Consider the following 26,094-nt stretch of genomic DNA (forward strand, 5'->3'; position numbering starts at 1 on the left):
GAGGAAACCACGCTCGCGCCGCGGTGTCAACGACGAGATCCCGGATGCCGTGGACCCGGGCCGCCCGTGGGTATCCGGTGGCTTCGACAGGCTCAGCCACCTGTGACGCGAGGTCCCTGAGCTTGTCGAAGGGCCCGGACCCCGCGGGTGACCGGCGGCTTCGACAGGCTCAACCACCCGCGAACCCAGGCCCCTGAGCCTGTCGAAGGGCCCGGGACCCCACGGATGACCGGCGGCTTCGACAGGCTCAGCCACCTACGAACCGAGGTCCCTGAGCCTGTCGAAGGGCCCGGGACCCCACGGATGACCGGCGGCTTCGACAGGCTCAGCCACCTACGAACCGAGGTCCCTGAGCCTGTCGAAGGGCCCGGGACCCCACGGGTGACCGGCGGCTTCGACAGGCTCAGCCACCTACGAACCGAGGTCCCTGAGCCTGTCGAAGGGCCCGGGACCCCACAGGTGACCGGCGGCTTCGACAGGCTCAGCCACCTACGAACCGAGGTCCCTGAGCCTGTCGAAGGGCCCGGGACCCCACGGATGACCGGCGGCTTCGACAGGCTCAGCCACCCGTGTCAGCGCGCGGGGGCCGTGAGCCAGCCGACAACCACGTCGCCGATCACCGCGCGCAGGTGCGGGCGACGGTCGGGGGACGCGAGGTCGACGTCGAACAGGTGCCCGAACGTGTACTGGTTGGCGACCTGGAACACGCAGTAGGCGCTGATCACCAGGTGCACGTCGATCGCGTCGACGTCGGCGCGGAAGAGTCCGTCGGCGCGGCCTCGGTCGAGGATCTCGTCGAGCAGACCCTTCGCCGGCTGCGACAGCGTGCGCAGTCCCTCGATCTGACGGATGAAGGTGCCACGGTGGATGTTCTCGATCGCGACGAGACGGATGAACGCGTCGTGCCCGACGTGGTGGTCGTAGGTCAGTTCGGCCAGGGCGCGGATCGCGTCGACCGGGTCTGCGTGATCGACGTCGATCGCGCGTTCGGCCTCGCGGATCCCGCGGTAGGCCTCCTCGAGGACGGCTCGGTAGAGCCCCTCTTTGCTGCCGAAGTAGTAGTAAATCATGCGCTTCGTGGTGCGCGTTCGTGCGGCGATCTCGTCGACGCGGGCACCAGAGAATCCATCCTCGGCGAACACCTCGGTCGCCACCGCGAGCAGTTCGGAACGCGTGCGTTCGGCGTCTCGACGTGCCTCGGCCATGGCTTCAACTTACTGGACGGGGGAGTGGACCCCGTTTGTACTAACTGGTACATTCAGCCGCCATGAAGACCTCGATGGCGACCGTCTGCATCAGCGGCACCCTGGCCGACAAGCTCCACGCGTGCGCGGCGGCGGGATTCGACGGCGTCGAGATCTTCGAGCCCGACCTGCTCGCCGCCCCCGAGAGCCCCGAGGAGATCGCCGCGATCGCCGCTCGCCTCGGCCTCACGCTCGACCTCTACCAGCCCATGCGCGACGTCGAGGGCGTCGACGAAGACGCGTTCGCCGCCGTTCTGCACCGCGCCGAGGCGAAGTTCCGCCTCATGAACCGCCTCGGCATCGACCTCGTGCTGTGCTGTAGCAACGTGGCCACCGCGAGCATCGACGAAGACGACGTCTCGGCCGGGCAGTTGCGCCGACTGGGCGATCTCGCCCAGGGCTACGGCATCCGGATCGCCTTCGAAGCCCTCGCGTGGGGGAAGTACATCGACGACTACCGCCGCGCGTGGCGCGTCGTCGAACGCGCCGACCACCCCGCGGTCGGGGTGTGCCTCGACTCGTTCCACATCCTCTCGCGGGGGCACGACCTGACCGACATCGCGCGGATCCCGGGGGAGAAGATCTTCTTCGTGCAGCTCGCCGACGCCCCGCGGCTCAGCATGGACGTGCTGTCGTGGAGCCGGCACCACCGCCTGTTCCCCGGCGAGGGCGACTTCGACCTGGCCGACTTCACCGCGCGCATCGTGGAGGCGGGATACACCGGCCCCTTGTCGCTCGAGGTGTTCAACGACACGTTCCGCCAGACCGATCCCCGCCGCACCGCCCTGCACGCGCGGCGATCCCTGCGCTGGCTCGAGGACGCCGTCGCGCGCACCCTCGCCGAGGTCCCGGCCGACCTGCGGATGCTGCCCGACTCCGCCGCCCCCTCGGGCGTGGACTTCGTGGAGATCAAGGCCGAAGACACCTCCGCGATCGAGGAGCTGCTGCACCAGCTCGGCTTCACCTCGCGCGGCCGGCACCGCACCAAGCCCGTAACCCTGTGGACCGCGGGCGACGCCCGCGTCGTGCTCAACGAGCAGCACGCGCGCGGGTGGGAGCCGCGATTGGCCGCGATCGGGCTCGAGGTCGACGATGCCGAGGCCGTCGACCTGCGCATGCACGAACTACGCGTTCCTCGGGCCTACCGTCGCACCTACGCCACCGAGGAGCGGCTCGACGGCGCGGTCGCCCCCGACGGCACCGAGGTGTACTGGGCGCAGGCCGCCGACGAGGGAGAACCCGCGTGGGTCGCGGAGTTCGAACACGGCGAGCCCGAGACCCCCACCACCGTCGTCGGCGTCGATCACGTGAGCCTCTCGCAGCCGTGGCAGGCGATCGAAGAAGCCACCCTGTTCTACACCGCCGGGTTCGCGCTGCGCGTCGACAGCAGCACCGAGGTCCCGGGGCCGCAGGGCCTCGTCGCGAGCCGTGTGCTCGGCTCCCCGGGCGGCGAGGTGCGCCTGCCGCTGAACGTCGCGCCGCCGATCCTCGCCGACCAGCGCGCCGGTGCCGCCCTGCCCCAGCACGTCGCGTTCGCGTGCACCGACGTGCGCGCCCTCGCCCGCGCCGCCCGGGAGCGCGGCTTCATCCCCCTCGCGATGCCCGGCAACTACTACGACGACCTCGCCGCGCGATTCGAGATGACGGATGCCGCGGTCGACGAGTTGCGCGAGCTGCACCTCGGCTACGACCGCGACGCCTCGGGCGAGTACCTGCACTTCTACACGCGCACGATCGGCGAGGTGTTCCTGGAGTTCGTCGAGCGCGTCGACGCCTACGCCGGGTACGGCGCGGGGACCGCCCCCGTGCGCCTGAGCGCGCAGGGCCGGCGCTGATAGCGTGCCGACCATGACCACGCCCCGCCGCCTGCTGCTCGTCAACGGTCCGAATCTCAACCTGCTCGGCACCCGGCAGCCCGAGATCTACGGCCGCGAGACCCTCGCCGACGTCGAGCGGATCACCTCCGACGCCGCCGCGCGGTTCGGGCTCGAGGTGCGCGCGATCCAGAGCAACCACGAGGGCGTGCTGATCGACGCGATCCACGCCGCCCGGCTCGACTGCGCCGGCATCGTGATCAACGCCGGAGGGCTCACGCACACATCCGTGTCGTTGCGCGACGCCCTGGCATCCGTCGACCTCCCCGTCGCCGAAGTGCACATCTCGAACATCCGCGAGCGCGAGAGATTCCGGCACTTCTCCTACATCGAAGACGTCGCCGTCGTGCACGTCATCGGCGAGGGCGTGCCGGGCTACGCACGTGCCGTCGAACGTCTCGTCGAGGTCATCTCGGGCCGCGCCGACGGCTGACGGCGCGCATCACGTAGACTCTGACGTCGGGCTCTCGCCCCACATCGACTCACGAAACGGAATATCGGCACTCATGGCATCCACCGCAGACATCAAGAACGGCGTCGTCCTGAACATCGACGGTCAGCTCTGGAGCGTCGTTGAGTTCCAGCACGTCAAGCCCGGAAAGGGCGGCGCGTTCGTCCGCACGAAGCTCAAGAACGTGATGAGCGGCAAGGTCGTCGACCGCACGTTCAACGCCGGCGCCAAGATCGACCTCGAGAACGTCGACCGTCGCGACTTCACCTACCTGTACAACGACGGTGAGGGCTTCGTCTTCATGGACGTCGCCGACTACGACCAGATCACCGTCGGCTCCGCCACCGTGGGCGACGCCGCGAACTTCCTGCTCGAGAACCAGCAGGTGCAGATCGCGCTCAACAACGGCAACCCGCTCTACATCGAGCTTCCGCCGTCCGTCATCCTCGAGGTGACCTACACCGAGCCCGGTCTGCAGGGCGACCGCTCCTCGGCCGGCACCAAGCCCGCCACCGTCGAGACCGGCTACGAGATGCAGGTTCCGCTGTTCCTCGAGACCGGCACGAAGATCAAGGTCGACACTCGCACCGGCGAGTACCTCGGCCGCATCAGCTGACCTTGAGCGCCCGTACCAAGGCGCGCAAGCGCGCCCTCGACATCCTGTTCCAGGCCGACGTGCGCGGCGAAGAGCTCGCGATCATGCTCGCGACCGAAGCAAAGCGCGCCGCCTCCGAGCCCGCCCGCGAGGCCTCGTGGCTCTACGCCCGCGACATCGTCGACGGAGTGATCGACAACCGCGACGCGATCGACGAGCAGATCACGACGTTCTCGAAGGACTGGTCGCTGCAGCGCATGCCCGCCGTCGACCGCGCTCTGCTGCGCATCGGCACGTGGGAGATCCTCTACAACGACGACGTGCCCACGGCCGTTGCGATCGACGAGGCCGTGGAGCTCGCGAAGGAGTTCTCCACCGACGACTCCGGTTCGTTCGTGCACGGCGTGCTCGCGCGGATCGCGCGCTCGTCCTGAGCAGTCCCGACGTGGTGCGACGCGGCCCCGACCCCCGGTCGGCGGTCGCGTCGCGTCGTTTCACGAGCGGGGCGGATGCCGTGTGCGTGCAGGTTAACGGACCGGTGTCGGGTCGCGCCGAGTCGGGGCATGGCGCGGCGGATGCCGCGTGCCCGCCGACCGGCCTGCCTGCGGCGGGTCGCATCGTCCGACCTCGCGGCGGGTACTCACGCATAAACGCTGTCGGCGCGCGTAAACGCGAGCTGCACGCGTTTATGCGCGGGGAAAGCGTTCATGGGTGGGCGGGGGCGACCGTGCGCGGGGCGCGCGCGTCCGTGTCGGAGGTTGACGGAAGGATCGCGGCGTGACGTCGTGGCGTGAACTCATCCCCTCCGGCGGCGCTCCATCGTACGAGGCGCTCGCGCTGGGCGTCGAGCTACGTCAGCGCGAAGCGTACGACCCGGCGCGGTGGGAGGCGCGGGCGGTCGTGCCGGTGACCCCGCGACTGCTCGCGCAGCGCCAGGACGACCTGCAACTCGCGGCCCGTCCGCTCGTGCGGGGGTCGCGTGAGGCCTGGATCAAGGCGGATGCCACGTGGGAGACGGTCCGCCGCTCGCCCGTCCGCTTCGATCCCGCCCACGTGAACTGGTTCGCCGAACTGTTCGCCCTCGCTCAGGCCTTCCGCACGACCGGCCCCTTCGCGCCCGTCGGCGACACGATCGCGCTCGACACCGTCACCTCGCCCCTGCTGTGGCCGCACCTGGCGGCGGCGGAGCGGCTCGGCATCCCGCTCGTGTCGATGAACCCCCAGCAGAGCGTGCGGCTCGCGAGCGAGGCGACCGCGCGGGTGGCGCTCGACGCCGTGGGCGGGGGAGCGCTGCGGATCTCGGCCGACCTCACGCTCGACGGCGGCACCGTCGACGCGACGCGAGCGCGCGCGATCGGGGCGTCGGGGCTGTTCGCGTTCGAGCTCGATCGCGACCCGGTGCCGATCGTGCTCGCTCCGGTCGCGTTGCCCGAGCCCCTGCCAACTCTCCTCGGCACCGCGGGCGTCGACGTGCCCCGCGGCGAGGCCGACGAGTTCGTCGCCGAGGTGTACCCCCGGCTCGCGCGTCGCGCGCCGCTGTCGGTGGGAGCGGGGGTCCCGACGCCGCCGCCGGATCGTCCGATCCTCGAGGTCGCGGTGACGTATGCCGATGACGACGTCGCCTATCGACTCGAGTGGGTCTACCCGGGTGCTCGTCGCGTGGCGTACGACGCCGCAGACGACACTGAGCGCGACCTCCGCGCCGAGGCGCAGATCGGCGAGCGGTTCGAGACGGCGTGGATGGCGGCATCCGACCTCCCCGTGACGCCCCGCGCGAACCTGCACGACGCGGATGCCGCCGTGTTCGCGACCCGGGTGCTCCCCGCGATCGACGTGCTCGACGAGGTGCGGGTGCGCACGACCGGCACGGCGCCGACGTTCCGCGAGCTGAGGGGCGACCCGTCGCTGCGGATCACGGCGGTCGAGTCGCTCGATCGCGACTGGTTCGACCTCGGCATCGTCGTGACGATCGAGGGGCGCCTGATTCCGTTCGGGACGCTGTTCTCCGCGCTCTCGCGGGGGCGCACGCGCATCAAGCTCTCGGACGGCGCGTGGTTCTCGCTCGCCCATCCGGCTCTGCAGCGGCTTCGCGACCTGCTCGAAGAGGCGGCGGCGCTCGATGAGTGGGAGACCGGTCCGCGGCTTCCGCGCACGCACCTCACCTTGTGGGCGGAGTTCGAAGACCTCGCCGACCAGTCCGAGGCAGCCGTCGAGTGGCGCGGCCTGGCACGCGCGTTGCGGGATGTCTCCGAGGTGCCGGAGGTGCCGACGCCATCCGGGTTCCGCGCCGAGCTGCGCCCGTACCAGCGCGAGGGGCTGTCGTGGCTCGCGCTTCTGCACCGGCACCGGCTCGGCGGGATCCTCGCCGACGACATGGGGCTCGGCAAGACCCTGCAGTTGCTCGCCCTCATCGCCCACGCGAAGGCATCGGGCGAGCAGCGGCCCTGGCTCGTCGTGGCACCCACCTCGGTGCTGCCGACCTGGCGCGACGAGGCGTCGCGCTTCGCCCCCGACCTGCGGGTCGGGGTGGTCGAGGCAACGGCCGTTCGTCGTGCGTCCGCGATCACCGACATCGCCGGGCGTGTCGACATCGTGGTGGCCCCCTACGGGGTCGTGCGGGCGGATGCCGCGGAGTTCGGCGCTGTGCACTGGGCCGGCGTCGTGCTCGATGAGGCGCAGTTCGTGAAGAACCCCGCGACGCGGGTCCATCGCGCGATCGCGGCGTTGCAGACCGACGCGGTGTTCGCCGCCACAGGGACGCCGATCGAGAACGGTCTCGACGACCTGTGGGCGTTGCTCTCGCTCACCGCTCCGGGGCTGTTCCCCTCGATCCGGCAGTTCCGCGAGGACTACACCCGGGCGATCGAGCAGCTGCCCTCCGACGCCCCGACCGCCCTGTCGGCGGCCGCGGCGAGCGCGCACCGCGAGAAGACCCTGGATCGACTACGCCGTCGGGTGCGGCCGTTCCTGCTGCGGCGCACGAAGGACGTCGTGGCATCCGATCTCCCTCCCAAGCAGGAGCAGGAGATCGCGGTTCCCCTCGGTCCCGCGCATCAGGAGCTCTACGACCGTGTGCTGCAGCGCGAGCGGCAGAAGGTGCTCGGGTTGCTCGACGATCTCGATCGGCAGCGCTTCATCGTGTTCCGCTCGCTCACCTTGCTGCGCATGCTGGCCCTCGCGCCGGGGCTCGTCGACGAGCGCGATGCGCATCTGGGGTCGGCGAAGCTCGACGTGCTGCTGGACCGTCTCGTCGAGGTGGCCGCCGAGGGACACCGTGCCCTGGTGTTCAGTCAGTTCACGTCGTTCCTCGATCTGGCGGCGGAGCGACTGGATGCCGCCGGTCTCGCGTACGCGCATCTCGACGGATCCACGGCTCGCCGGGGCGACGTGATCGACGGGTTCCGCGAAGGGGATGCTCCGGTGTTCCTCATCAGTCTGAAGGCAGGTGGTTTCGGTCTGACCCTCACCGAGGCCGAGTACGTGTTCCTGCTCGATCCGTGGTGGAATCCCGCCGCCGAGAATCAGGCGATCGACCGGGTGCACCGCATCGGTCAGACCAAGAGCGTGTTCGTGTACCGCCTCATCGCGGCGGGCACCGTCGAAGAGAAGGTGCGGGCGCTCCAGCATCGAAAGGCTGCTCTGTTCGACGCGGTGATCGATGACGACGACGCGTTCGCCGCAGCGCTCGACGCGGACGACATCCGGGGGTTGCTCGGGCCGTGATCCACCCGTCGGCTCAGGAGAACAATCCGTCGACGATCGTTCCCGCGGCGTCGAGGAGGTGGTCGGTGCCGGCAGCGATGTTCAGCACCCCGTTCACGAGGGCGTCGGCATCCATCACCTGCAGGAGCCCCTCCCCGATCTGCCCGATGACATCCTCCGACGTCTCACCGAGCTCATCGAAGTCGGCTGCGGGAGTCGCCCCCACAGTCGCTGCGCGATCCGCGCGCCGCTGCGGGAGCGGGTGATGTCAGCGCCGGTGGGTCGACGTCCCTCGGGTGTTCGGCACCGATCGCCGGTGCTTCTGCGGAACCTGCTGCGGAGTGTTTCCACCCACCTGCGTTGTTCGTGGGCCCCCGGTCGGACGCCGACGAAGCGGCATCCGGGATCTCAGCCGAGCTCGCCCGTCACGAACTGTGCGGTGCCGTGACCGAACGACCAGTCGGCGTCGCCGTTCTCCGTGATGCTCACGACGAGGTCTTCTCCGCCGATGTCGAGGCGGTCCTTCAGGTTGCGGGCGAGGGCACGGTACAGAGCGACCTTGGCGTCTTCCGTGCGCGCCTTCGACGCGAACCGCACGATCACGAGTCGCTCGGTGCGGCTTATCCCGAGACCGGTGTCGAGGGCCACGATCTCGAACGGTTCGTGCTGGGTGAGGATCTGGTACCGGTCGGTGTCGGGGACGTCGAACGCTTCGACGACGGCGTCCTGAACGGCATCCATCAGCGTGCGCAGCTGCGTCTCGTCGTACTGTCCGCGGATGGTGTCGATCATGGCAAGGGGCATTCGGGGGTCCTTTCTTCGGTACGCCCGGCACGGTACTCGGGCCCGGTATGTGGGGGAGCGGCTTGACGAGGACATCTCGACACCGGTGCACTCCCCGGGCTCTCGCAGTCCGCCCCGCGTAGACTCGACGGGTTCCGCCCACGACACAGGAGCGTTATGAAGATCACCGGCCTCGGCCACGCGGGAATGTTCATCGAGACGCGCGGCGGCAGCATCATCTGCGACCCCGTCATCGGTCCGAGCTTCTTCGGCTCGTGGTTCCCGTTCCCCGACAACCGCGCCCTCGACTGGGAGCGGTTCGGCAAGGCGGACTTCCTCTACATCTCGCACCGCCACCGCGATCACTTCGATCCGGCGATGCTCGAGCGGTACGTGTCGAAGGACATCAAGGTGCTGCTCCCCGAGTACCCCACCGATGACCTCGAGCAGGACCTCATCGCGCTCGGCTACACCAACCTCGTGCGCACCGAGGCGGGCGTTCCGCTGCAGTTCGGTGACCTGAAGGTCATGGTGACGCCGCTGCGCGCGCCCTCCGACGGTCCGATCGGCGATTCGTCGCTGTCGCTCGACGACGGAACCGCGTCGATCCTGAACCAGAACGACTCGCACCCCCTCGATCTCGACACGCTGTTCGACTTCGGCAAGCCCGACGCGTACTTCACCCAGGTGTCGGGTGCGATCTGGTGGCCCATGGTCTACGACCTGCCGCAGGATGCGAAGCAGAACTTCGCCAAGCTCAAGCGCGATGCGCAGAACAAGCGCGCGATGTACTACATCGACAAGGTCGATGCCGAGCACGTGTTCCCGATGGCCGGTCCGCCGATGTTCCTGCGCGAGGAGCTGTTCCGCTACAACGGCACCGGCATGGACGACGACTCGATCTTCACCGACCAGCGCGAGTTCCTCGCCCACATGAAGGAGCAGCGTCCCGACCAGAAGGGGTACCTGTTCCTTCCGGGCACCGAGGTCGAGGTGCAGGGGTCGGATGTCACGGTCACCCAGACCCTGTACACGGATGCCGAGATCGAACGCGTCTTCGGCGACAAGTGGAACTATCTGGCCGAGCAGCGCGACAGCCGCCAGGCCGAGGTTCAGGCCGAAGAGGCGACGCGCGCCGAGGTCATCCCGCCGGCCGAGATGCTGGCCGCCCTGAAGGAGTGGTGGGAGCCGCTGCTGCGTCGCGCCCGGGTGATCCGGAACGGCGTGGGCGGCATGGTGCGGTTCCGCATCGGCGAGCTCGACATGGTCGTGGACTTCCCGAAGGCGAAGCTCCGCGAGTACGCCGGCGAGGAGTGCATCTACTGGTACACGATCCCCGCCGACCTCGTGTCGACGAACATCCGCGATCACGAGATCGACTGGTCGAACTCGATCTTCCTGTCGATGCAGTTCGAGGTGGGGCGCTCCGGCAAGTTCAACGAGTTCCTCACGACGTTCCTGAAGTGCCTGTCGCGCGACCGGATCGAGTACGTCGAGAACTGGTACGCCGAGCAGTCGGACCAGACCGAGGATGCCGAGATCGACGGCTGGACCGTTCAGCGTCGATGCCCGCACCTGCGTGCCGACCTGACGAAGACCGGCAAGATCGAGGACGGCGTGCTCACCTGTTCGCTGCACGACTGGAAGTGGGATCTGGCGTCGGGTCGGTGCCTGACGACGACCGGTCACCCGATCCGTTCGACCCGCGCCGCCGAACCGGCCGAGGTCGCCGCGAGCTGACCCGTGCCGGGTTTCCATCACGTCGAGGTGTGGGTCGCCGACCTGGCCTCGGCGCGTGCCGAGTGGGGATGGCTGCTCACCGCGGTCGGATTCGAACGGACCGGCCAATGGACCGAGGGCGAGACGTGGAGTGAGGGGGACGGCCCGTACGTGACACTGACGACATCGCCGAACCTGTCGGGACCCCAGCATGATCGGCGTGCTCCCGGCGTGAACCATCTGGCGTTCCTCGGCGGCTCTCGGGCGCAGGTGGATGCCGTGATGACCGCGGCGAGCGCTCACGGGTGGCGGCCGCTGTACCAGGAACGCTATCCCTTCGCCGGTGGTCCTTCGCACTACGCGGGGTGGCTGGAGAGCTCCGCGGGGTTCAAGGCGGAGATCGTCGCGGACGAGGACTGACCCGACCGGGTACCTGGTGCTCGGTCACGTGCGTCGCACTCACGAGCGTCGTGCGCGATCACGCGCGTCGCGCTCCGTCACGAGCGTCGCACTCCATCACGAGCGCCGGCCTCCGTCACGAGGGTCGTGGTCCCTCACGCGCGACGCGCTCGGTCACGCCGCGACGCGCCCCGAAACAAGCGACGCGGTCTGTCACGCCACGACACGCCCCGTCACAAGCGTCACGCTGGGCCACGTGCGTCGTGCGCGGTCACGCCGCGCCTTGCTAGGTCACGCCGCGTCGAAGCGACGCGGAGACCTCGACCGCAGCAGCGTGGGCGCTCGCACCTCACCCGTGCGCGGATCGGGAGGGGCGTGCAACCAGTAAGAGTCCCGCCCGGTCACGGGATGCCGCTCGCGCACGATCCTCTCGCCCCGATTGTGCAGACCCAGGTGGTGGTTCCGGCAGAGCGGGACACCGTCGTCGACGTCGGTTCTGCCGCGATCCGCCGCCCAATGGTCGATGTGATGCATCTCGCACTGCGAGATCGGGGCACGGCATCCGATACCGACGCACCCGCCGTCGCGCACCGCGATCGCGATCCGCTGGGCGCGGGTGAAGAGGCGCTGGTGTCGACCGACGTCGAGCGGCCGCCCCGCGTCTTCCAAGGAAACCGGCACCGCACCCGCATCGCACAGGTAGCTCTCGACGACCCCGCCGGGGAGGGCTTCGCCGCCGTCCTCGAGGTGTCCGACTCCGCGCACGGTGGTCACGACACCCAACGCCTCGGCACCACTGGACTCGGTCTCCGCCAGCGCCGGGGCCTCCGCCAGCGCCGACGTCTCCGCCAGCGCCGAGGCCTCCAGCACGATCCGCACCCCGGGCTGCCGGTCGCCGAATGCCTGCGCCGGATCGGCGGCGGCGCCCGTCCGCATGACGGCCATCAGCGTGTCGTAGGCGATCTGCTCGCCCGACCGTTCGTCGGAGGTCTCGGCGACCACGGCGTCCGGATCCCCGAACCGCGGACCCCGGCGCGGACGCAATGCCGCCTGGAGGATCGCATCGACCCAGGCCGCCGCATCATCGTCGAACACGAGTCGTCCGTGCCGTTGCCCCTGCTCGTCGATCCACGAACGATACGACCGGGCCGCGAAGCGCTCCTCGAACCGCAGGGTCACCCCGACGGGATCGAGGCGATCCCGCGCGATCCGCGCGGACGCCCGCAACTCCTCGACCGGCAGGTGCGGCGCCTCGTCGATCAGCCGCTCGACGGCCGCCACCCAGGCGCGGGGGAGGAAGTCCGGATCGAGCTCGGGATACCTCTCGACGGGAGGCTCACCCAACCCCACGCGGATCGCCTGGAACTGCGCGTGGCTGAGCGCCCCGCCACGCAGCGCCCCACTCATGCGGTCGAGCCACTCACCGCCGTCATCTTCCGACACGGTCTCAGATCGACCGCCGTCGGGCCCGCCCGACGGAGCAAGCGAGGGGAGCAGATCGCCCCCGGTTCTCACCGACCGCAACACCTCGCGCCTACTCCGCCCGGTCAACGTCTGCAGCAACTCCGTGGCGTTACGGTGCCCCTGTCGTTGCGCCAGCCCTGCCCCGCCTCGCTCGCGCGCCGACCGCGCGTCGATCACCCGGGCCGCACAGGCCGCCAGCACGTCGAGGGCGTTCCGCGCCGCGGTGATTTCGGCCATGACCCCGACGATCTCGCGATCATCGAGCGCCTCGATCTCACGCCCCGCGATCAGGCCCACAGCGCGCTCGCTCGCCACCCGAAGGCGGTCGACCGGCGCGCTCAGTTCCATAGAACAAATGTACGAACGATCGAACGCCCCCGCCAGAGCCGGAGCGCGACACCACCCGCAACCGCTCGAGGTTCACCCGCCCGCACCCGCTAGACTCGACGACGAATCACAGCAACCTTTAACCCCGTCCCGTGAGGCGGAGAAGGGAGCGGCGGATGAATACGCGCACCGTCATGCACGATGCCGATATCGCCCGCGCTTTGACGCGCATATCGCACGAGATCCTGGAGTCCAACAAAGGACCGGAAGGACTCGTCCTCCTCGGCATCCCGACCCGCGGCGTCACGCTCGCGAATCGGATCGGCCCCCTCGTCAGCGAATTCGGCGGCACATCCGTCCCGGTCGGATCGCTCGACGTGACGATGTACCGCGACGATCTGCACCGCAACCCCACGCGGGCCCCGCGCCGCACCGAGATTCCCGCCGGTGGCATCGACGGCAAGGTCGTCGTGCTCATCGACGACGTGCTGTTCTCGGGTCGCAGCATCCGCGCCGCCCTCGACGCGCTGCAGGACATCGGCCGCCCCGCCGCCGTGCGCCTGGCGACGCTCATCGACCGTGGCCACCGCGAGTTGCCGATCCGCCCCGATTTTGTTGGCAAGAACCTCCCCAGCGCCCGCGACGAACGCGTCAACGTGCGCCTCGCCGAGATCGACGGCATCGAAGAGGTGACGATCGAATCATGAGGCACCTCCTCGACACCCAGCACCTGTCTCGCGAAGACGCCCTCGAGATCCTCGACGTCGCCGAAGACATGGCCGACACCCAGCGCCGCGAGGTCAAGAAACTCCCGACGCTGCGCGGCAAGACGGTGGTCAACCTCTTCTTCGAGGACTCCACCCGCACGCGCATCTCGTTCGAAGCCGCCGCCAAGCGCCTCTCCGCCGACGTCATCAACTTCTCGGCGAAGGGCTCGAGCGTCAGCAAGGGCGAGTCGCTGCAGGACACGGCGCAGACGCTTCAGGCGATGGGGGCGGATGCCGTGGTCATCCGCCATGGCGCGTCCGGCGCCCCGCGCACCCTGGCCACATCCGGCTGGATCAGCGCCGGCGTGGTGAACGCCGGCGACGGCACCCACGAGCACCCCACGCAGGCCCTGCTCGACGCCTTCACGATCCGCAAGCGCCTGTTCGGCGACGACAGCCGCGGCCGCGGGCTCGACGGCATCCGGGTCACGATCGTCGGAGACGTGCTGCACTCGCGGGTCGCGCGGTCGAACGTGTGGCTCCTGCACACCCTGGGCGCGCACGTGACGTTGGTGGCACCGCCGACGCTCGTGCCGCAGGACGTCAGCCGCTGGCCCGTCGAGGTCGACTACGACCTCGACCACGCGATCGCCGCCGGTCCCGACGCGCTGATGATGCTGCGCATCCAGCTCGAGCGGATGTCGGCGGCGTATTTCCCGACTGAACGGGAGTATTCCCGCCGGTACGGGCTCGACGCGCGACGTTTGCAGGCGCTTCCGGGCGGTAGCATCGTTCTACACCCCGGTCCGATGAACCGAGGTCTGGAGATCTCCGCCGAAGCCGCCGATTCGCCTCGCTCGACGGTGCTCGAGCAGGTCACGAACGGCGTCTCCGTGCGGATGGCCGTGCTGTACCTGCTGCTGGCGGGCGAGCGCCCCGACACCGAGAAAGAGGACCTCCGATGAGCCACGCCCCCGCACAGACCCTTCTGGTTCGCGGCGCGCGCGTCGAGGGTCGCGACGCCACCGACCTGCTCGTGCGCAACGGCGTCATCGTCGAGACCGGCTCCGGCCTCTCGCACCAGGGCGCGACTGTGGTGGATGCCGACGGTCTCGTCGCCCTGCCTGGTCTCGTCGACCTGCACGTGCACCTGCGCGAGCCCGGGTACGAGGCATCCGAGACGATCCTCACCGGTTCCCGGGCCGCCGCCGCCGGGGGATTCACCACCGTCTTCGCCATGCCGAACACCTCCCCGGTCGCCGACACGGCGGGCGTGGTCGAGCAGGAACTCGCCCTCGGCGAGGCCGCCGGCTACGTGCACGTGCAGCCGATCGGCGCCGTGACCGTGGGGCAGAAGGGCGAGCGCCTCGCCGAGCTCGGCGCGATGGCCGACTCCCGCGCCCGCGTCCGCGTGTTCAGCGACGACGGCTTCTGCGTGTTCGACCCGCTGATCATGCGGCGAGCGCTGGAGTACGTGAAGGCGTTCGACGGCGTCATCGCGCAGCACGCGCAGGACCCGCGCCTGACCGAGGGCGCGCAGATGAACGAGGGCGCCGTCTCGGCCGAGCTGGGTCTCACCGGTTGGCCGGCGGTCGCCGAGGAGTCGATCATCGCGCGCGACGTGCTGCTGGCCGAGCACGTCGGCTCGCGCCTGCACGTGTGCCACCTGAGCACCGCGGGCTCGGTCGACATCATCCGCTGGGCCAAGAAGCGCGGCGTCAACGTCACCGCCGAGGTCACCCCGCACCACCTGCTGCTGACCGACGAGCTCGTGCGCGACTACGACGCGCGGTTCAAGGTGAACCCGCCGCTGCGCCGCGAAGAAGACGTGATGGCCGTGCGCGAGGGCCTGGCCGACGGCACGATCGACATCGTCGCCACCGACCACGCCCCGCACCCCGCCGAGGCGAAGGCCTGCGAGTGGGCGGCCGCGGCGAACGGCATGGTGGGTCTCGAGAGCGCGCTGCGCGTCGTGCACCACGCCATGGTCGAGACCGGCCTGCTCGACTGGGCCGACGTCGCCCGCGTGATGTCGGCGAACCCGGCACGCATCGGACGCCTCGACGGACACGGCACTCCCGTCGCCGCGGGGCAGCCGGCGACCTTCACGCTGTACGACCCGCGCCCCTCGCGCACGTTCGGTCTCGGCGACCTCCGCGGGCGCAGCACCAACTCGCCCTACCTCGGCCGGGAGCTGCCGGGCGAGGTGCGCTGGACCGTGCGCGCCGGCATCCCGACCGTCGTCGACGGTGCCGTGCTCGACGCTCCCGGGGTGCTCGCATGAGCCGCGAAGGCGCCCTCGTCGTGATGATCGGCGTGGCCCTCGTGCTGCTGGCCGTGCTCGCCTGGGCCTGGGTGCGACGAACGCGGCGCGATGCGCGCTACACGGCCCCGGTGGGGGAGCTGCCCGCAGACGCCGTCGAAACGGCGGTGTTCTCGGGGCTCTACGTCGCCACGACCCGACACGACGAGCCGCTCGAGCGTCTCGCCATCAAGGGTCTCGGCTTCCGCTCCCGCGTCGACGTCACGGTCACCTCGGCCGGCGTCGCCCTCGACCTGCAGGGCCAGCCCCGCATTGCGCTCACCCGCGACCGCCTCGTCGACGCAGCGCAGGCCACGGTCGCCATCGACCGCGTGGTCGAGCGCGACGGCCTGACGCGCGTCAGCTGGCGCATCGACGACGACACGATCGTCGACACCTACCTCCGTCCTCAGGACGCTTCGGCCAAAGCTCTGGCCGACGCCATCCGCCCCCTCACCTCGACAGGAAGCGACGCATGACCGCCCTGATCCCTTCCTCGCGCCTTTCGCGCGACCCGGCCGTCCTCGTACTCGAAGACGGCACCCGCTACACCGGCCGCGCCTACGGCGCACGCGGCGAGACCCTCGGCGAGGTCGTCTTCGCCACCGGCATGACCGGCTACCAGGAGACGATCACCGACCCCTCGTACGCGGGCCAGATCGTGCTGCAGACCGCCCCCCACATCGGCAACACCGGCGTGAACGACGAAGACCCCGAGTCGCGTCGCATCTGGGTCGCCGGTTACGTCGTGCGCGACCCCTCGCGCATGGTGTCGAACTGGCGCGCGAACCGCTCGCTCGACGACGCGCTCGTCGAAGACGGCATCGTCGGCATCTCCGGCATCGACACCCGCGCCGTCACGCGCCGCATCCGCTCCGAGGGCAGCATGCGCGGCGGCGTCTTCTCGGGCGAGGCCGCGGACCTGGATGCCGAGGAGCAGCTGCGCCGCGTGCGCGAGGCTCCGGGCATGGCGGGCCGCAACCTCTCCGCCGAGGTGTCGGTCAGCGAGGTCGAGGTGACCCCCGCGACCGCCGAGCGCATCGGCAACCTCGCCGTGCTCGACCTGGGGGTGAAGCAGTCCACGATCGACAACCTCGCCGCGCGCGGTTTCGACGTGCACGTGTTCCCGCAGTCCGCGACGATCGACGAGATCCGCGCGATCGAACCGGTCGCGGCGTTCTACTCGAACGGCCCCGGCGACCCCGCGGCATCCGACCAGCACGTCGAACTGCTGCGCGCCATGCTCGGCGACGGTCTGCCCTTCTTCGGCATCTGCTTCGGCAACCAGCTGCTGGGCCGCGCCCTCGGCTTCGGCACTTACAAGCTGCCGTTCGGTCACCGCGGCATCAACCAGCCCGTGCTCGACAAGACCACCGGCCGCGTCGAGATCACCTCGCAGAACCACGGCTTCGCCGTCGAGGCGCCGCTCGATGAGATCGTCGACAGCCCCGCTGGCTTCGGCCGCGTCGAGGTCAGCCACATCGGCCTGAACGACAACGTGGTGGAGGGCCTGCGCGCCCTCGACATCCCGGCGTTCAGCGTGCAGTACCACCCCGAGGCCGCCGCCGGCCCGCACGACGCCAACTACCTGTTCGACCGCTTCCGCGAGATGGTTCTCGCCACCCAGGAGAAGAAGAATGCCTAAGCGCGACGACATCCACTCCGTCCTCGTCATCGGTTCCGGCCCGATCGTCATCGGTCAGGCCTGCGAGTTCGACTACTCCGGCACCCAGGCGTGCCGCGTGCTGCGCGAAGAGGGCGTGCGCGTCATCCTCGTCAACTCCAACCCGGCGACGATCATGACCGACCCCGACTTCGCCGACGCGACCTACATCGAGCCGATCACCCCCGAGGTCATCGAGTCGATCATCGCCAAAGAGAAGCCGGATGCCGTTCTCCCCACCCTCGGCGGGCAGACCGCGCTGAACGCGGCGATCCAGCTGCACAAGCGCGGCATCCTCGAGAAGTACGACGTCGAGCTCATCGGCGCCGACTTCGACGCGATCAACCGCGGTGAGGATCGTCAGATCTTCAAGGAGCTCGTGCTCGAGGCGGGCGCCGATGTCGCGGCATCCGTCATCTGCCACTCGATGGACGAACTGATCGCCGGCGCCGAGAAGCTCGGCTACCCGCTGGTCGTGCGTCCGTCGTTCACCATGGGCGGCCTGGGCTCGGGCTTCGCCTACGACGAGGCCGACCTCCGCCGCATCGGCGGCGCGGGCCTGCACGACTCGCCCACCAACGAGGTGCTGCTCGAGGAGTCGATCCTCGGGTGGAAGGAGTACGAGCTCGAGCTCATGCGCGACACCGCCGACAACACGGTGGTCGTCTGCTCGATCGAGAACGTCGACCCGGTCGGCGTGCACACCGGTGACTCCATCACGGTGGCGCCCGCGCTGACCCTGACCGACCGCGAGTACCAGAAGCTGCGCGACATCGGGATCGACATCATCCGCGCGGTGGGCGTCGACACCGGTGGTTGCAACATCCAGTTCGCGGTCGACCCGGCGACGGGCCGCATCATCGTCATCGAGATGAACCCGCGCGTCTCGCGTTCGTCGGCGCTCGCGTCGAAGGCCACCGGCTTCCCGATCGCCAAGATCGCCGCGAAGCTCGCGATCGGCTACCGCCTCGACGAGATCCCGAACGACATCACCAAGGTGACCCCGGCGAGCTTCGAGCCCACGCTCGACTACGTCGTGGTGAAGGTGCCGCGGTTCAACTTCGAGAAGTTCCCGGCCGCCGACACCACGCTGACCACCACCATGAAGTCGGTGGGCGAGGCGATGGCGATCGGCCGCAACTACACCACGGCCCTGCAGAAGGCGCTGCGCTCGCTCGAGAAGCGCGGGTCGAGCTTCCACTGGGGCGAGGAGTCGCGCTCGGTCGAGCAGCTGCTCGAGATCTCGAAGACCCCGACCGACGGCCGCATCGTGGTGCTGCAGCAGGCCCTGCGCAAGGGCGCCACGCCTGAGCAGGCGTTCGACGCGACGGCCATCGATCCCTGGTTCATCGACCAGATCGTGCTGATCAACGAGGTCGCCGAGTTCATCGGCGACGCCGAGAACCTGGATGCCGACACCCTTCGCGTCGCGAAGGAGCACGGCTTCAGCGACGCACAGATCGCGCAGATCCGCGGGCTCGACGAGGCCGAGGTGCGCGAGAGCCGCTACGCGCTCGACGTGCGCCCGGTCTACAAGACCGTCGACACCTGCGCGGGGGAGTTCCCGGCCCTCACGCCGTACCACTACTCCTCGTACGACGCCGAGACCGAGGTCACCCCGTCCGACCGCACGAAGGTCGTCATCATCGGCTCGGGCCCCAACCGCATCGGTCAGGGCGTCGAGTTCGACTACTCGTGCGTGCACGCCTCGTTCGCGCTGTCGGATGCCGGCTACGAGACCGTTATGGTCAACTGCAACCCCGAGACCGTGTCGACCGACTACGACACCTCCGACCGCCTGTACTTCGAGCCGCTGACGCTCGAGGACGTGCTCGAGGTGCTGCACGCCGAGGCGCAGTCGGGCACGATCCTCGGTGTCGTCTGCCAGCTCGGCGGACAGACACCGCTGGGTCTGGCCAAGGGGATCGAGGCCGCCGGGTACACGATCCTCGGCACGAGCCCCGAGGCGATCGACCTCGCCGAGGAGCGCGAGCTGTTCTCGCGCCTGCTCGACGAGGCCGGGCTCGTGGCCCCGCGCAGCGGCACCGCGATCGACGTCGAGGGCGCCGTGACCGTGGCCGAGGAGATCGGCTACCCGGTGCTGGTGCGCCCGAGCTTCGTGCTCGGCGGGCGCGGCATGGAGATCGTCTACTCGACCGACGCGCTGCGCGACTACTTCGTGCGCGTCGCCGACCAGGCGATCATCGGACCCGGCCTCCCGCTGCTGGTCGACCGCTTCCTCGACGACGCGATCGAGCTCGACGTCGACGCGCTGTTCGACGGCACCGACCTGTACATCGGCGGCGTCATGGAGCACCTCGAAGAAGCCGGCATCCACTCCGGTGACTCCTCGTGCACCCTCCCGCCCGTGTCGCTCGGTCGCACCGAGGTCGACCGCGTCCGCGAAGCGACCCTCGCCATCGCGAAGGGCGTGGGCGTGCGGGGTCTGCTGAACGTGCAGTTCGCGATCTCGGCGGGCGTCCTCTACGTCATCGAGGCGAACCCCCGCGCGAGCCGCACGGTGCCGTTCGTGTCGAAGGCGCTGGGCATCCCTCTCGCCAAGGCCGCCAGCCGCATCATGGCCGGCAACACCATCGCCGAGCTCATCGCCGAGGGTCTCCTGCCCGAGCAGGACGGCTCGCGCGTGCCGCTCGATGCTCCGGTCGCCGTCAAGGAGGCCGTGCTGCCGTTCAAGCGGTTCCGCACCGCCGACGGGCACACGGTCGACTCGGTCCTCGGACCGGAGATGCGCTCGACCGGTGAGGTCATGGGCATCGACCGCGACTTCCCGACCGCGTTCGCGAAGTCGCAGGAGGCCGCGTACGGCGGCATGCCGACCTCGGGAACCGTGTTCATCTCGGTCGCCGACGCCGACAAGCGCGCCGTGATCCTGCCCGCCCACCGTCTGCAGGAGCTCGGATTCTCGCTGCTCGCGACCGAGGGCACCGCGGAGATCCTGGCGCGCAACGGCATCCGGGTGAAGGTCGTCGAGAAGTACTCCGAGACGCAGGGGTCGGACCAGCAGAACGTGGTCGACCTGATCAACGCGGGTGAGATCGACATGATCGTCAACACCCCCTCGGGCGGCACGGCGCGTGCCGACGGCTACGAGATCCGCGCCGCGGCCGTGGCCGCCGACAAGGCCCTGTTCACCACGATGGCCGTGCTCGGCGCCGCGGTGAGCGCCCTGGGTGCGATGAAGGACGGCTTCGAGGTCCGCAGCCTGCAGGAGTACGCCGTGGATCGCGCGGCACGCCTGTGAGCGAGACGTTCGGTCAGCGACTCTCCGCCGCCCTCGACCTGCACGGCGCCCTGTGCGTCGGCATCGACCCCCACGCCGCCCTGTTGTCGGCGTGGGGGCAGGATGCCACGGCCGAGGGCGCGCGGGAGTTCGGCCTGCGCACCGTCGAGGCCGCCCACGGGCGGGTCGGCGTAGTCAAGCCGCAGGTGGCGTTCTACGAGCGCTACGGCTCCCGCGGGTTCGCCGCCCTCGAAGACGTGATGGCCGCCGCGCGCGACGCGGGGCTCCTCGTGATCGCCGACGCCAAGCGCGGCGACATCGGCACGACGATGGAGGGCTACGCGCACGCCTGGCTCGCGCCCGGTTCTCCTCTCGAGGCGGATGCCGTGACCCTCTCGCCCTACCTCGGCGCCGACTCGCTGCGCGAGGCGTTGGCGATGGCCGTGCACCACGGCAAGGGCGCATTCGTGCTGACCGCGACGAGCAACCCCGAAGCCCGAGCTCTGCAGAGCGCGATCGTCGACGACGGCCTCGCCGTGGGCGATCACGAGCACGTCGCGGCCCGCGTGGCGCACGACGTGAACCAGGCGAACATCGGCGCCCCCGGAGCCCTCGGCCCGGTCGGCGTCGTCGTCGGCGCCACCGTCGACCGCTCGGCGTTCGGGCTGGGCGACGTGGCGCTGGCCGGCATGCCGATCCTCGCTCCCGGTTTCGGCGCGCAGGGGGCAGCGCCCGCCGACCTGCGCCGCTTGTTCGGGTACGTGGCATCCGCCGTCGTCGCGAACGAGAGCCGCAGCATCCTCGCGGTCGGACCCGACCGTCTCGCCGCCCGCATCGACGAGCGCGCCGCGCTCTACCGGGAGTCCCTGCATGGCTGAAACCCGTCGTCCGCCCGAGGTCGACCGCGCCGCCGCCTCGCGCCGCGCCGTCGAGGCTCGTCGCGAGCGCGCCGCGCTCAAGCGCGACGTGTCGACCCGCGTGATCTCTCCGCAGGAGCTGCTCCGCCGCGGCCTCGCCGACCCGCTGTCAGCGGCCGGGGCGATGCGCGTGACCGAGTTCCTCACGGCGATCCCCGCGATCGGCGAGAGCAAGCGCGACCGCATCCTCGCCTCGCTCGGCATCTCGCCGGTGAAGCGTCTGGGCGGTCTGGGCTCGCGTCAGCGTGACGCACTGCGCTCCTACCTCGACACGCGCTGGCCCGAGCCCGGTCCCCGCGAGGGACGCAGCCGCCTCATCGTGCTCGCCGGCCCCACGGCCGTCGGCAAGGGCACGGTCGCCGCGCACATCAAGGAGAACTACCCCGAGATCCACCTCTCGGTCTCGGCGACCACGCGCAGCGCCCGCCCGGGAGAGATCGAGGGCGAGCACTACTACTTCGTCGACGACGCCGAGTTCGACCGTCTGGTCGAGGCGGGGGAGTTGCTGGAGTGGGCCGTCGTGCACAACAAGAACCGCTACGGCACGCCGCGCGCTCCGATCGAGCGCGTTCTCGCCGACGGCGGCACCGCTCTGCTCGAGATCGACCTGCAGGGCGCCCGTCAGGTGCGCGCGGCCGATCCGTCGGCCACCCTGGTGTTCCTCCTGCCCCCGAGCTGGGACGAGCTCGTCCAGCGCCTGGTCGGGCGGGGGACCGAGGATGCCGAGGAGCGGGCCCGTCGCCTGCGCACGGCCCGCGTCGAGCTCGCCGCGCAGAACGAGTTCGACTACCGCGTCGTGAACGACGAAGTGGCTCACGCGGCCGCCCAGGTCGTCGACCTCGCGTCGGCGCAGCACTGAGCCTCCCGGTTCGGGGCGCGATCTGCGCTTCGGGGCGGGAATTTCCCGCCCCGAGATACCGATTCCGCCCCGAACCCGCTCACCCCGACCCACCCGACGCCCCTCGGCACACGCCGCGCCGGCGTCGGCTAGAATAAGAGGATGCTTCGGCGCTCGAGCGCCGCATCCACCCCATCCCGCCGAACCAGGAGGTTCCCCATGGCCGGACGTGACAAGGGCATCATCGACCCGCCCATCGACGCTCTGCTCGACAAGGTCGACTCGAAGTACCAGCTCGTGATCTACGCGTCCAAGCGCGCGCGCCAGATCAACGACTACTACTCCGACCTGCACGAGGGAAACCTCTTCGACAACGTGGGACCGCTGGTCGACTCCACCGTCGAAGACAAGCCCCTCACGATCGCGCTGCACGAGATCCACGAAGACAAGCTGCGCCTGCGCGCTGCGGAGTGATCCACAGCCGACGCATTTCGTGATCTGTTCACAGATGTGACAATGCCCCGGGCGGCCCACCGCCGCCCGGGGCATACTTGTGCCCGTCCCTAGCCCTCAACTTCCCCGGAGTCGTCTTGACCGACCTGCGCCTGTTCACGTCCGAGTCCGTCACCGAAGGACACCCCGACAAGATCTGCGACCAGATCTCCGACAGCATCCTCGACGCGATCCTCACCGACGACCCCACCGGTCGCGTGGCGGTCGAGACGCTCGTCACCACGGGGCTCGTGCACGTGGCCGGCGAGGTGTCCACGAGCGCTTACGTCGAGATCCCCGCGATCGTGCGCGACGTGGTCAACCGCATCGGCTACACCTCGAGCGACACCGGCTTCGACGGCGAGTCGTGCGGCGTGAGCGTGTCGATCGGCGCGCAGTCGTCCGACATCGCCGCGGGCGTCAACAAGGCGTTCGAGCAGCGCGAGCGCGGCTCCGTCGATCCCCGCGACCTGCAGGGTGCGGGCGACCAGGGCATCATGTTCGGTTTCGCGACCAACGAGACGCCGCAGCTCATGCCCATGGCCGCCTGGACCGCTCACCGCATCGCCGAGCGCCTGGCATCCGTGCGCAAAGACGGCTCGCTGCCGTTCCTGCGTCCCGACGGCAAGACCCAGGTCACCCTCGGCTACGACAGGCACGTGCCGCGCACGGTCGACTCGGTCGTGCTGTCGACGCAGCACCACCCCGACATCTCGCAGGAAGACCTGCGCGCCGAGGTGCAGGCCGCGGTCATCGACCCGGTGCTCGCCGAGACCGGGCTCGCGCTGCCCGACGTGAAGTACTACATCAACCCGGCGGGTCCCTTCGTCATCGGCGGACCGAAGGGCGATGCGGGCCTGACCGGCCGCAAGATCATCATCGACACCTACGGCGGCGCCTCGCGTCACGGCGGCGGTGCGTTCAGCGGCAAAGACCCGTCCAAGGTCGACCGCTCGGCCGCCTACGCCATGCGCTGGGTCGCGAAGAACGCCGTCGCCGCGGGTCTCGCCGACCGCCTCGAGGTGCAGGTCGCCTACGCGATCGGCAAGGCCAACCCCGTGGGTCTGTACGTCGAGTCGTTCGGCACGGCGCACGTGGACGACGAGGTGATCGTGAAGGCGATCCGCGACGTGTTCGACCTGCGCCCGGCCGCGATCGTCGAACAGCTCGACCTGCTGCGCCCGATCTACGCGAAGACGGCGACCTACGGCCACTTCGGCCGCGAGCTGCCCGACTTCACGTGGGAGCGCACCGACCGCGTCGACGAGCTCCGCACCGCCGCCGGACTCTGAGAGTGCGTGGGGGAGTGCGCCCCGGCTCGATGATCGACGCAGCCCCCGGGGACCGGTCTCGTGAGTGAGCGGCGCGTCGCGCGCGTGCAGCTCGAGTCGCCCGTGCCCCAGCTCGACCGGCTGTTCGACTACGCCGTCCCGCACCCGCTCGTCGCCGATGTCGCGCCGGGCGTGCGGGTGAAGGTGCCGCTGCGCTCGGCCGGTCGCATGATGGACGCCTTCGTCATCGAGGTGGTCGCCGACGACGGCACCGAGCGGCCGCTGTCGGCAGTCGAGGCGGTCGTCTCGCCCATGCCGGTGCTGCCCGAACGGCTCTACACGCTGGCCCGACGGGTCGCCGACCGCGCGGCGGGCTCGGTGAGCGATGTGCTGCGCCTGGCGGTGCCCAAGCGCATGGTCCGCGCCGAGAACGCGTGGGCCGCAGCCCCCGCGCCCGAGACGCCCGAGGTGGTGCCCGCGGCCCGAAAGCGCGCCACGGCCCTGCTGCAGCCCTACCCGGGGCTCGCCGACGCCCTCGACGCGGGGGAGCGACTGGCCGTCGACGCCCCGCCGCATCCGCATCCGGAACTTCCGCGCGGTGCCTGGGCCGACCTGCTCGCCGCGTCCGCCGTGCACACGCTCGCGCGGGGACGCAGCGCCGTGCTCGTCGTGCCCGACTACCGCGATCAGGCGCAGCTGCTGGCCGCGCTGGCCGAGCTCGTGATTCCGGATGCCGTGGTGCGCGACGACTCCGACCAGTCCGGTCCCGCGCGCTACGCCCAGTACCTGCGCGCCCTCGCGCCGGTGCCCTGCATCGTCGTGGGCCGCCGCTCCGCCGTCTACGCCCCCGCGCACGACACCGGCCTCGTCGCGATCTGGGACGACGGCGACACCCTGCTCGCCGAGCCCCTGTCGCCGGGCGTGCACGCCCGTGACGCCGCCCTCGTGCGCCAGGAGCTCGAGGGATCGGCTCTGCTGTTCGCCGGCCACACCCGCACCACCGACGTGCAGCGCCTCGTCGAGGTCGGCTACGTGCGGGAGGTGCCGCAGGCGCGTCGGCAGAGCCCCCGCGTCGTGCTCAGCGCCACGCGCGAGGGCGAGCAGCGGCAGTCGCGCGTTCCGTCGTCGGCGTTCGCGGCGGCGCGCGAGGCTCTTCAGCACGGCCCCGTGCTCGTGCAGGTCGCCCGTCCCGGTTACGCCCCGTCGCTCATCTGCGCCGATTGCCGACGCCCCGCGCGCTGCCAGCACTGCGCCGGCCCGCTGCGCGCCGCCCGACCGGGTGCCGTGCCCGTGTGCGCGTGGTGCGGACGCAGCGCGCACGCGTGGGCCTGCGGGCACTGCGGCTCGACCAAGCTGCGCATGGCCTCCTCGGGCAGCGAGCGCACCGCCGACGAGCTCGGCCGCGCCTTCCCGAACACGCGGGTGATCGTCGCCGACGGTGCCCATCCCGTCGCCGAGGTCGATGCCAGTCCCGCCCTCGTGATCGCCACGCGCGGGGCCGAGCCGCTCGCGCGGGGCGGCTACAAGGCGGTGATCCTGCTCGACGGCGACCGGATGCTGCAGAACGAAGCCCTGCGCATCGCCGAGCACTGCCTGCGCTGGTGGTCGAACGCCGCCGCCCTGGCCGCCCCCGGCGCCCCCGTGCACCTGGTCGGTGTCGCGGGGCCGGTCGCCCGGGCGCTCGCGACCTGGACCCACCCGGCGTACGCGCGCGGAGAACTCATCGAGCGCCTTCCCCTGCGGATGCCGCCCGCCGTGCGCGTCGCGAGCGTCGACGGACACGCCCGGAGCGTCGACGTGCTGCTCGAATCGCTGCGCGAGAGCGTGCCCAACCTCGACCCGCTCGCGATCCTCGGCCCGGTCGACACGTCGGAGACGCCCGACGTCGCGACCTCCCGCGCGCTGGTGCGCTTCGACTACGCCCACGGCCGCGCCGTCGCCGAGGCCCTGCGCGCCGGGGTGATCGCCGACGCCCTGCGCGCGCGCAAGTCGCGCAAAGATCGCGGCCCCAAGCCGCGCAGTACGCTCAGAGTCCGCCTCGACATCCCCGAGCCCGACCTCTGAGCGGGTCACGCACCCGTCACGACCCCGAGACTCTGAGGAGA

General features: G+C 70.3%; 22 protein-coding genes. 18 read left to right on the forward strand and 4 right to left on the reverse strand.

The genetic code is table 11. From position 1 onward, the window contains the following. Positions 1–572: 572 nt before the first annotated feature. A complete protein-coding gene (locus ABXS86_RS02975; RefSeq protein ID WP_307211032.1) occupies positions 573–1,205 on the reverse strand; it encodes a TetR/AcrR family transcriptional regulator in 633 nt (210 codons plus the stop codon). A gap of 62 nt (positions 1,206–1,267) precedes the next feature. On the opposite strand from ABXS86_RS02975, the gene ABXS86_RS02980 reads away from it, so the two are divergent. The 5 genes from ABXS86_RS02980 to ABXS86_RS03000 all read left to right on the forward strand — a co-directional run bounded on the left by ABXS86_RS02980 (position 1,268) and on the right by ABXS86_RS03000 (position 7,887). Then, a complete protein-coding gene (locus tag ABXS86_RS02980) occupies positions 1,268–3,079 on the forward strand; it encodes a sugar phosphate isomerase/epimerase and 4-hydroxyphenylpyruvate domain-containing protein (protein WP_353665567.1) in 1,812 nt (603 codons plus the stop codon). A gap of 13 nt (positions 3,080–3,092) precedes the next feature. Further along, positions 3,093–3,551 (forward strand): type II 3-dehydroquinate dehydratase, encoded by a 459-nt coding sequence (locus ABXS86_RS02985; protein WP_307211026.1) that lies wholly within the window; start codon positions 3,093–3,095, stop codon positions 3,549–3,551. Between the two features lie 73 nt (positions 3,552–3,624). After that, a complete protein-coding gene (gene efp, locus ABXS86_RS02990) occupies positions 3,625–4,185 on the forward strand; it encodes an elongation factor P (protein ID WP_144833458.1) in 561 nt (186 codons plus the stop codon). A 2-nt stretch (positions 4,186–4,187) separates the two neighbouring features. Continuing rightward, positions 4,188–4,598 carry a transcription antitermination factor NusB gene (nusB, locus tag ABXS86_RS02995; RefSeq protein ID WP_144833456.1) on the forward strand — a complete coding sequence of 137 codons (411 nt, stop codon included), beginning with the start codon at positions 4,188–4,190 and terminating at the stop codon, positions 4,596–4,598. 343 nt (positions 4,599–4,941) lie between these two features. Further along, a complete protein-coding gene (locus ABXS86_RS03000; RefSeq protein WP_353665568.1) occupies positions 4,942–7,887 on the forward strand; it encodes a DEAD/DEAH box helicase in 2,946 nt (981 codons plus the stop codon). A 13-nt stretch (positions 7,888–7,900) separates the two neighbouring features. On the opposite strand, the gene ABXS86_RS03005 is transcribed toward ABXS86_RS03000, so the two are convergent. After that, a complete protein-coding gene (locus ABXS86_RS03005; RefSeq protein ID WP_353665569.1) occupies positions 7,901–8,092 on the reverse strand; it encodes a hypothetical protein in 192 nt (63 codons plus the stop codon). Positions 8,093–8,274: 182 nt separating this feature from the next. Beyond that, complete coding sequence (locus tag ABXS86_RS03010; protein ID WP_353665570.1) at positions 8,275–8,670, reverse strand: tautomerase family protein; 396 nt, start codon at positions 8,668–8,670, stop codon at positions 8,275–8,277. Positions 8,671–8,826: 156 nt separating this feature from the next. Here ABXS86_RS03010 and ABXS86_RS03015 point away from each other — a divergent pair, with 156 nt between their 5' ends. After that, a complete protein-coding gene (locus tag ABXS86_RS03015) occupies positions 8,827–10,389 on the forward strand; it encodes a Rieske 2Fe-2S domain-containing protein (RefSeq protein WP_353665571.1) in 1,563 nt (520 codons plus the stop codon). A 3-nt stretch (positions 10,390–10,392) separates the two neighbouring features. Then, positions 10,393–10,788 (forward strand): VOC family protein, encoded by a 396-nt coding sequence (locus tag ABXS86_RS03020; protein WP_353665572.1) that lies wholly within the window; start codon positions 10,393–10,395, stop codon positions 10,786–10,788. Between the two features lie 270 nt (positions 10,789–11,058). Here ABXS86_RS03020 and ABXS86_RS03025 read toward each other — a convergent pair whose 3' ends face one another. Beyond that, positions 11,059–12,579: an HNH endonuclease signature motif containing protein gene (locus ABXS86_RS03025; protein WP_353665573.1), complete on the reverse strand. Its 1,521-nt coding sequence runs from the start codon at positions 12,577–12,579 to the stop codon at positions 11,059–11,061. Between the two features lie 155 nt (positions 12,580–12,734). Here ABXS86_RS03025 and pyrR point away from each other — a divergent pair, with 155 nt between their 5' ends. The 11 genes from pyrR (at position 12,735) to ABXS86_RS03080 (ending at position 26,053) form a co-directional block, all read left to right on the forward strand. Then, positions 12,735–13,265 (forward strand): bifunctional pyr operon transcriptional regulator/uracil phosphoribosyltransferase PyrR, encoded by a 531-nt coding sequence (gene pyrR / locus ABXS86_RS03030; RefSeq protein WP_144784955.1) that lies wholly within the window; start codon positions 12,735–12,737, stop codon positions 13,263–13,265. Next, positions 13,262–14,230 carry an aspartate carbamoyltransferase catalytic subunit gene (locus ABXS86_RS03035; protein WP_353665574.1) on the forward strand — a complete coding sequence of 323 codons (969 nt, stop codon included), beginning with the start codon at positions 13,262–13,264 and terminating at the stop codon, positions 14,228–14,230. Before pyrR ends, ABXS86_RS03035 begins: the two co-directional genes overlap by 4 nt. Then, positions 14,227–15,549, forward strand: a complete 1,323-nt coding sequence (locus ABXS86_RS03040) for a dihydroorotase (RefSeq protein WP_307211007.1) — start codon at positions 14,227–14,229, stop codon at positions 15,547–15,549. Before ABXS86_RS03035 ends, ABXS86_RS03040 begins: the two co-directional genes overlap by 4 nt. Beyond that, positions 15,546–16,046, forward strand: coding sequence for a hypothetical protein (locus tag ABXS86_RS03045; RefSeq protein ID WP_307211005.1), 501 nt, complete (start codon positions 15,546–15,548; stop codon positions 16,044–16,046). Before ABXS86_RS03040 ends, ABXS86_RS03045 begins: the two co-directional genes overlap by 4 nt. Then, a complete protein-coding gene (gene carA / locus ABXS86_RS03050; protein WP_353665575.1) occupies positions 16,043–17,212 on the forward strand; it encodes a glutamine-hydrolyzing carbamoyl-phosphate synthase small subunit in 1,170 nt (389 codons plus the stop codon). The genes ABXS86_RS03045 and carA overlap by 4 nt, the downstream gene beginning before the upstream one ends. Then, a complete protein-coding gene (gene carB / locus ABXS86_RS03055; RefSeq protein ID WP_353665576.1) occupies positions 17,205–20,492 on the forward strand; it encodes a carbamoyl-phosphate synthase large subunit in 3,288 nt (1,095 codons plus the stop codon). The genes carA and carB overlap by 8 nt, the downstream gene beginning before the upstream one ends. Further along, a complete protein-coding gene (pyrF, locus tag ABXS86_RS03060) occupies positions 20,489–21,349 on the forward strand; it encodes an orotidine-5'-phosphate decarboxylase (RefSeq protein ID WP_353665577.1) in 861 nt (286 codons plus the stop codon). Before carB ends, pyrF begins: the two co-directional genes overlap by 4 nt. Next, positions 21,342–22,247, forward strand: a complete 906-nt coding sequence (gene gmk, locus ABXS86_RS03065) for a guanylate kinase (protein ID WP_353665578.1) — start codon at positions 21,342–21,344, stop codon at positions 22,245–22,247. Before pyrF ends, gmk begins: the two co-directional genes overlap by 8 nt. Before the next feature lie 198 nt (positions 22,248–22,445). Continuing rightward, positions 22,446–22,700, forward strand: coding sequence for a DNA-directed RNA polymerase subunit omega (rpoZ, locus tag ABXS86_RS03070; RefSeq protein ID WP_055837405.1), 255 nt, complete (start codon positions 22,446–22,448; stop codon positions 22,698–22,700). A 116-nt stretch (positions 22,701–22,816) separates the two neighbouring features. Continuing rightward, positions 22,817–24,010 carry a methionine adenosyltransferase gene (gene metK / locus ABXS86_RS03075; RefSeq protein ID WP_353665579.1) on the forward strand — a complete coding sequence of 398 codons (1,194 nt, stop codon included), beginning with the start codon at positions 22,817–22,819 and terminating at the stop codon, positions 24,008–24,010. A gap of 60 nt (positions 24,011–24,070) precedes the next feature. Next, the gene (locus ABXS86_RS03080) at positions 24,071–26,053 is read left to right on the forward strand and encodes a primosomal protein N' (RefSeq protein WP_353665580.1); all 1,983 of its coding nucleotides are present in this window, start codon (positions 24,071–24,073) and stop codon (positions 26,051–26,053) included. The last annotated feature ends 41 nt before the right edge of the window (positions 26,054–26,094 follow it).

Source organism: Microbacterium sp. che218 (assembly GCF_040436305.1).
GTDB lineage: Bacteria > Actinomycetota > Actinomycetes > Actinomycetales > Microbacteriaceae > Microbacterium > Microbacterium algihabitans.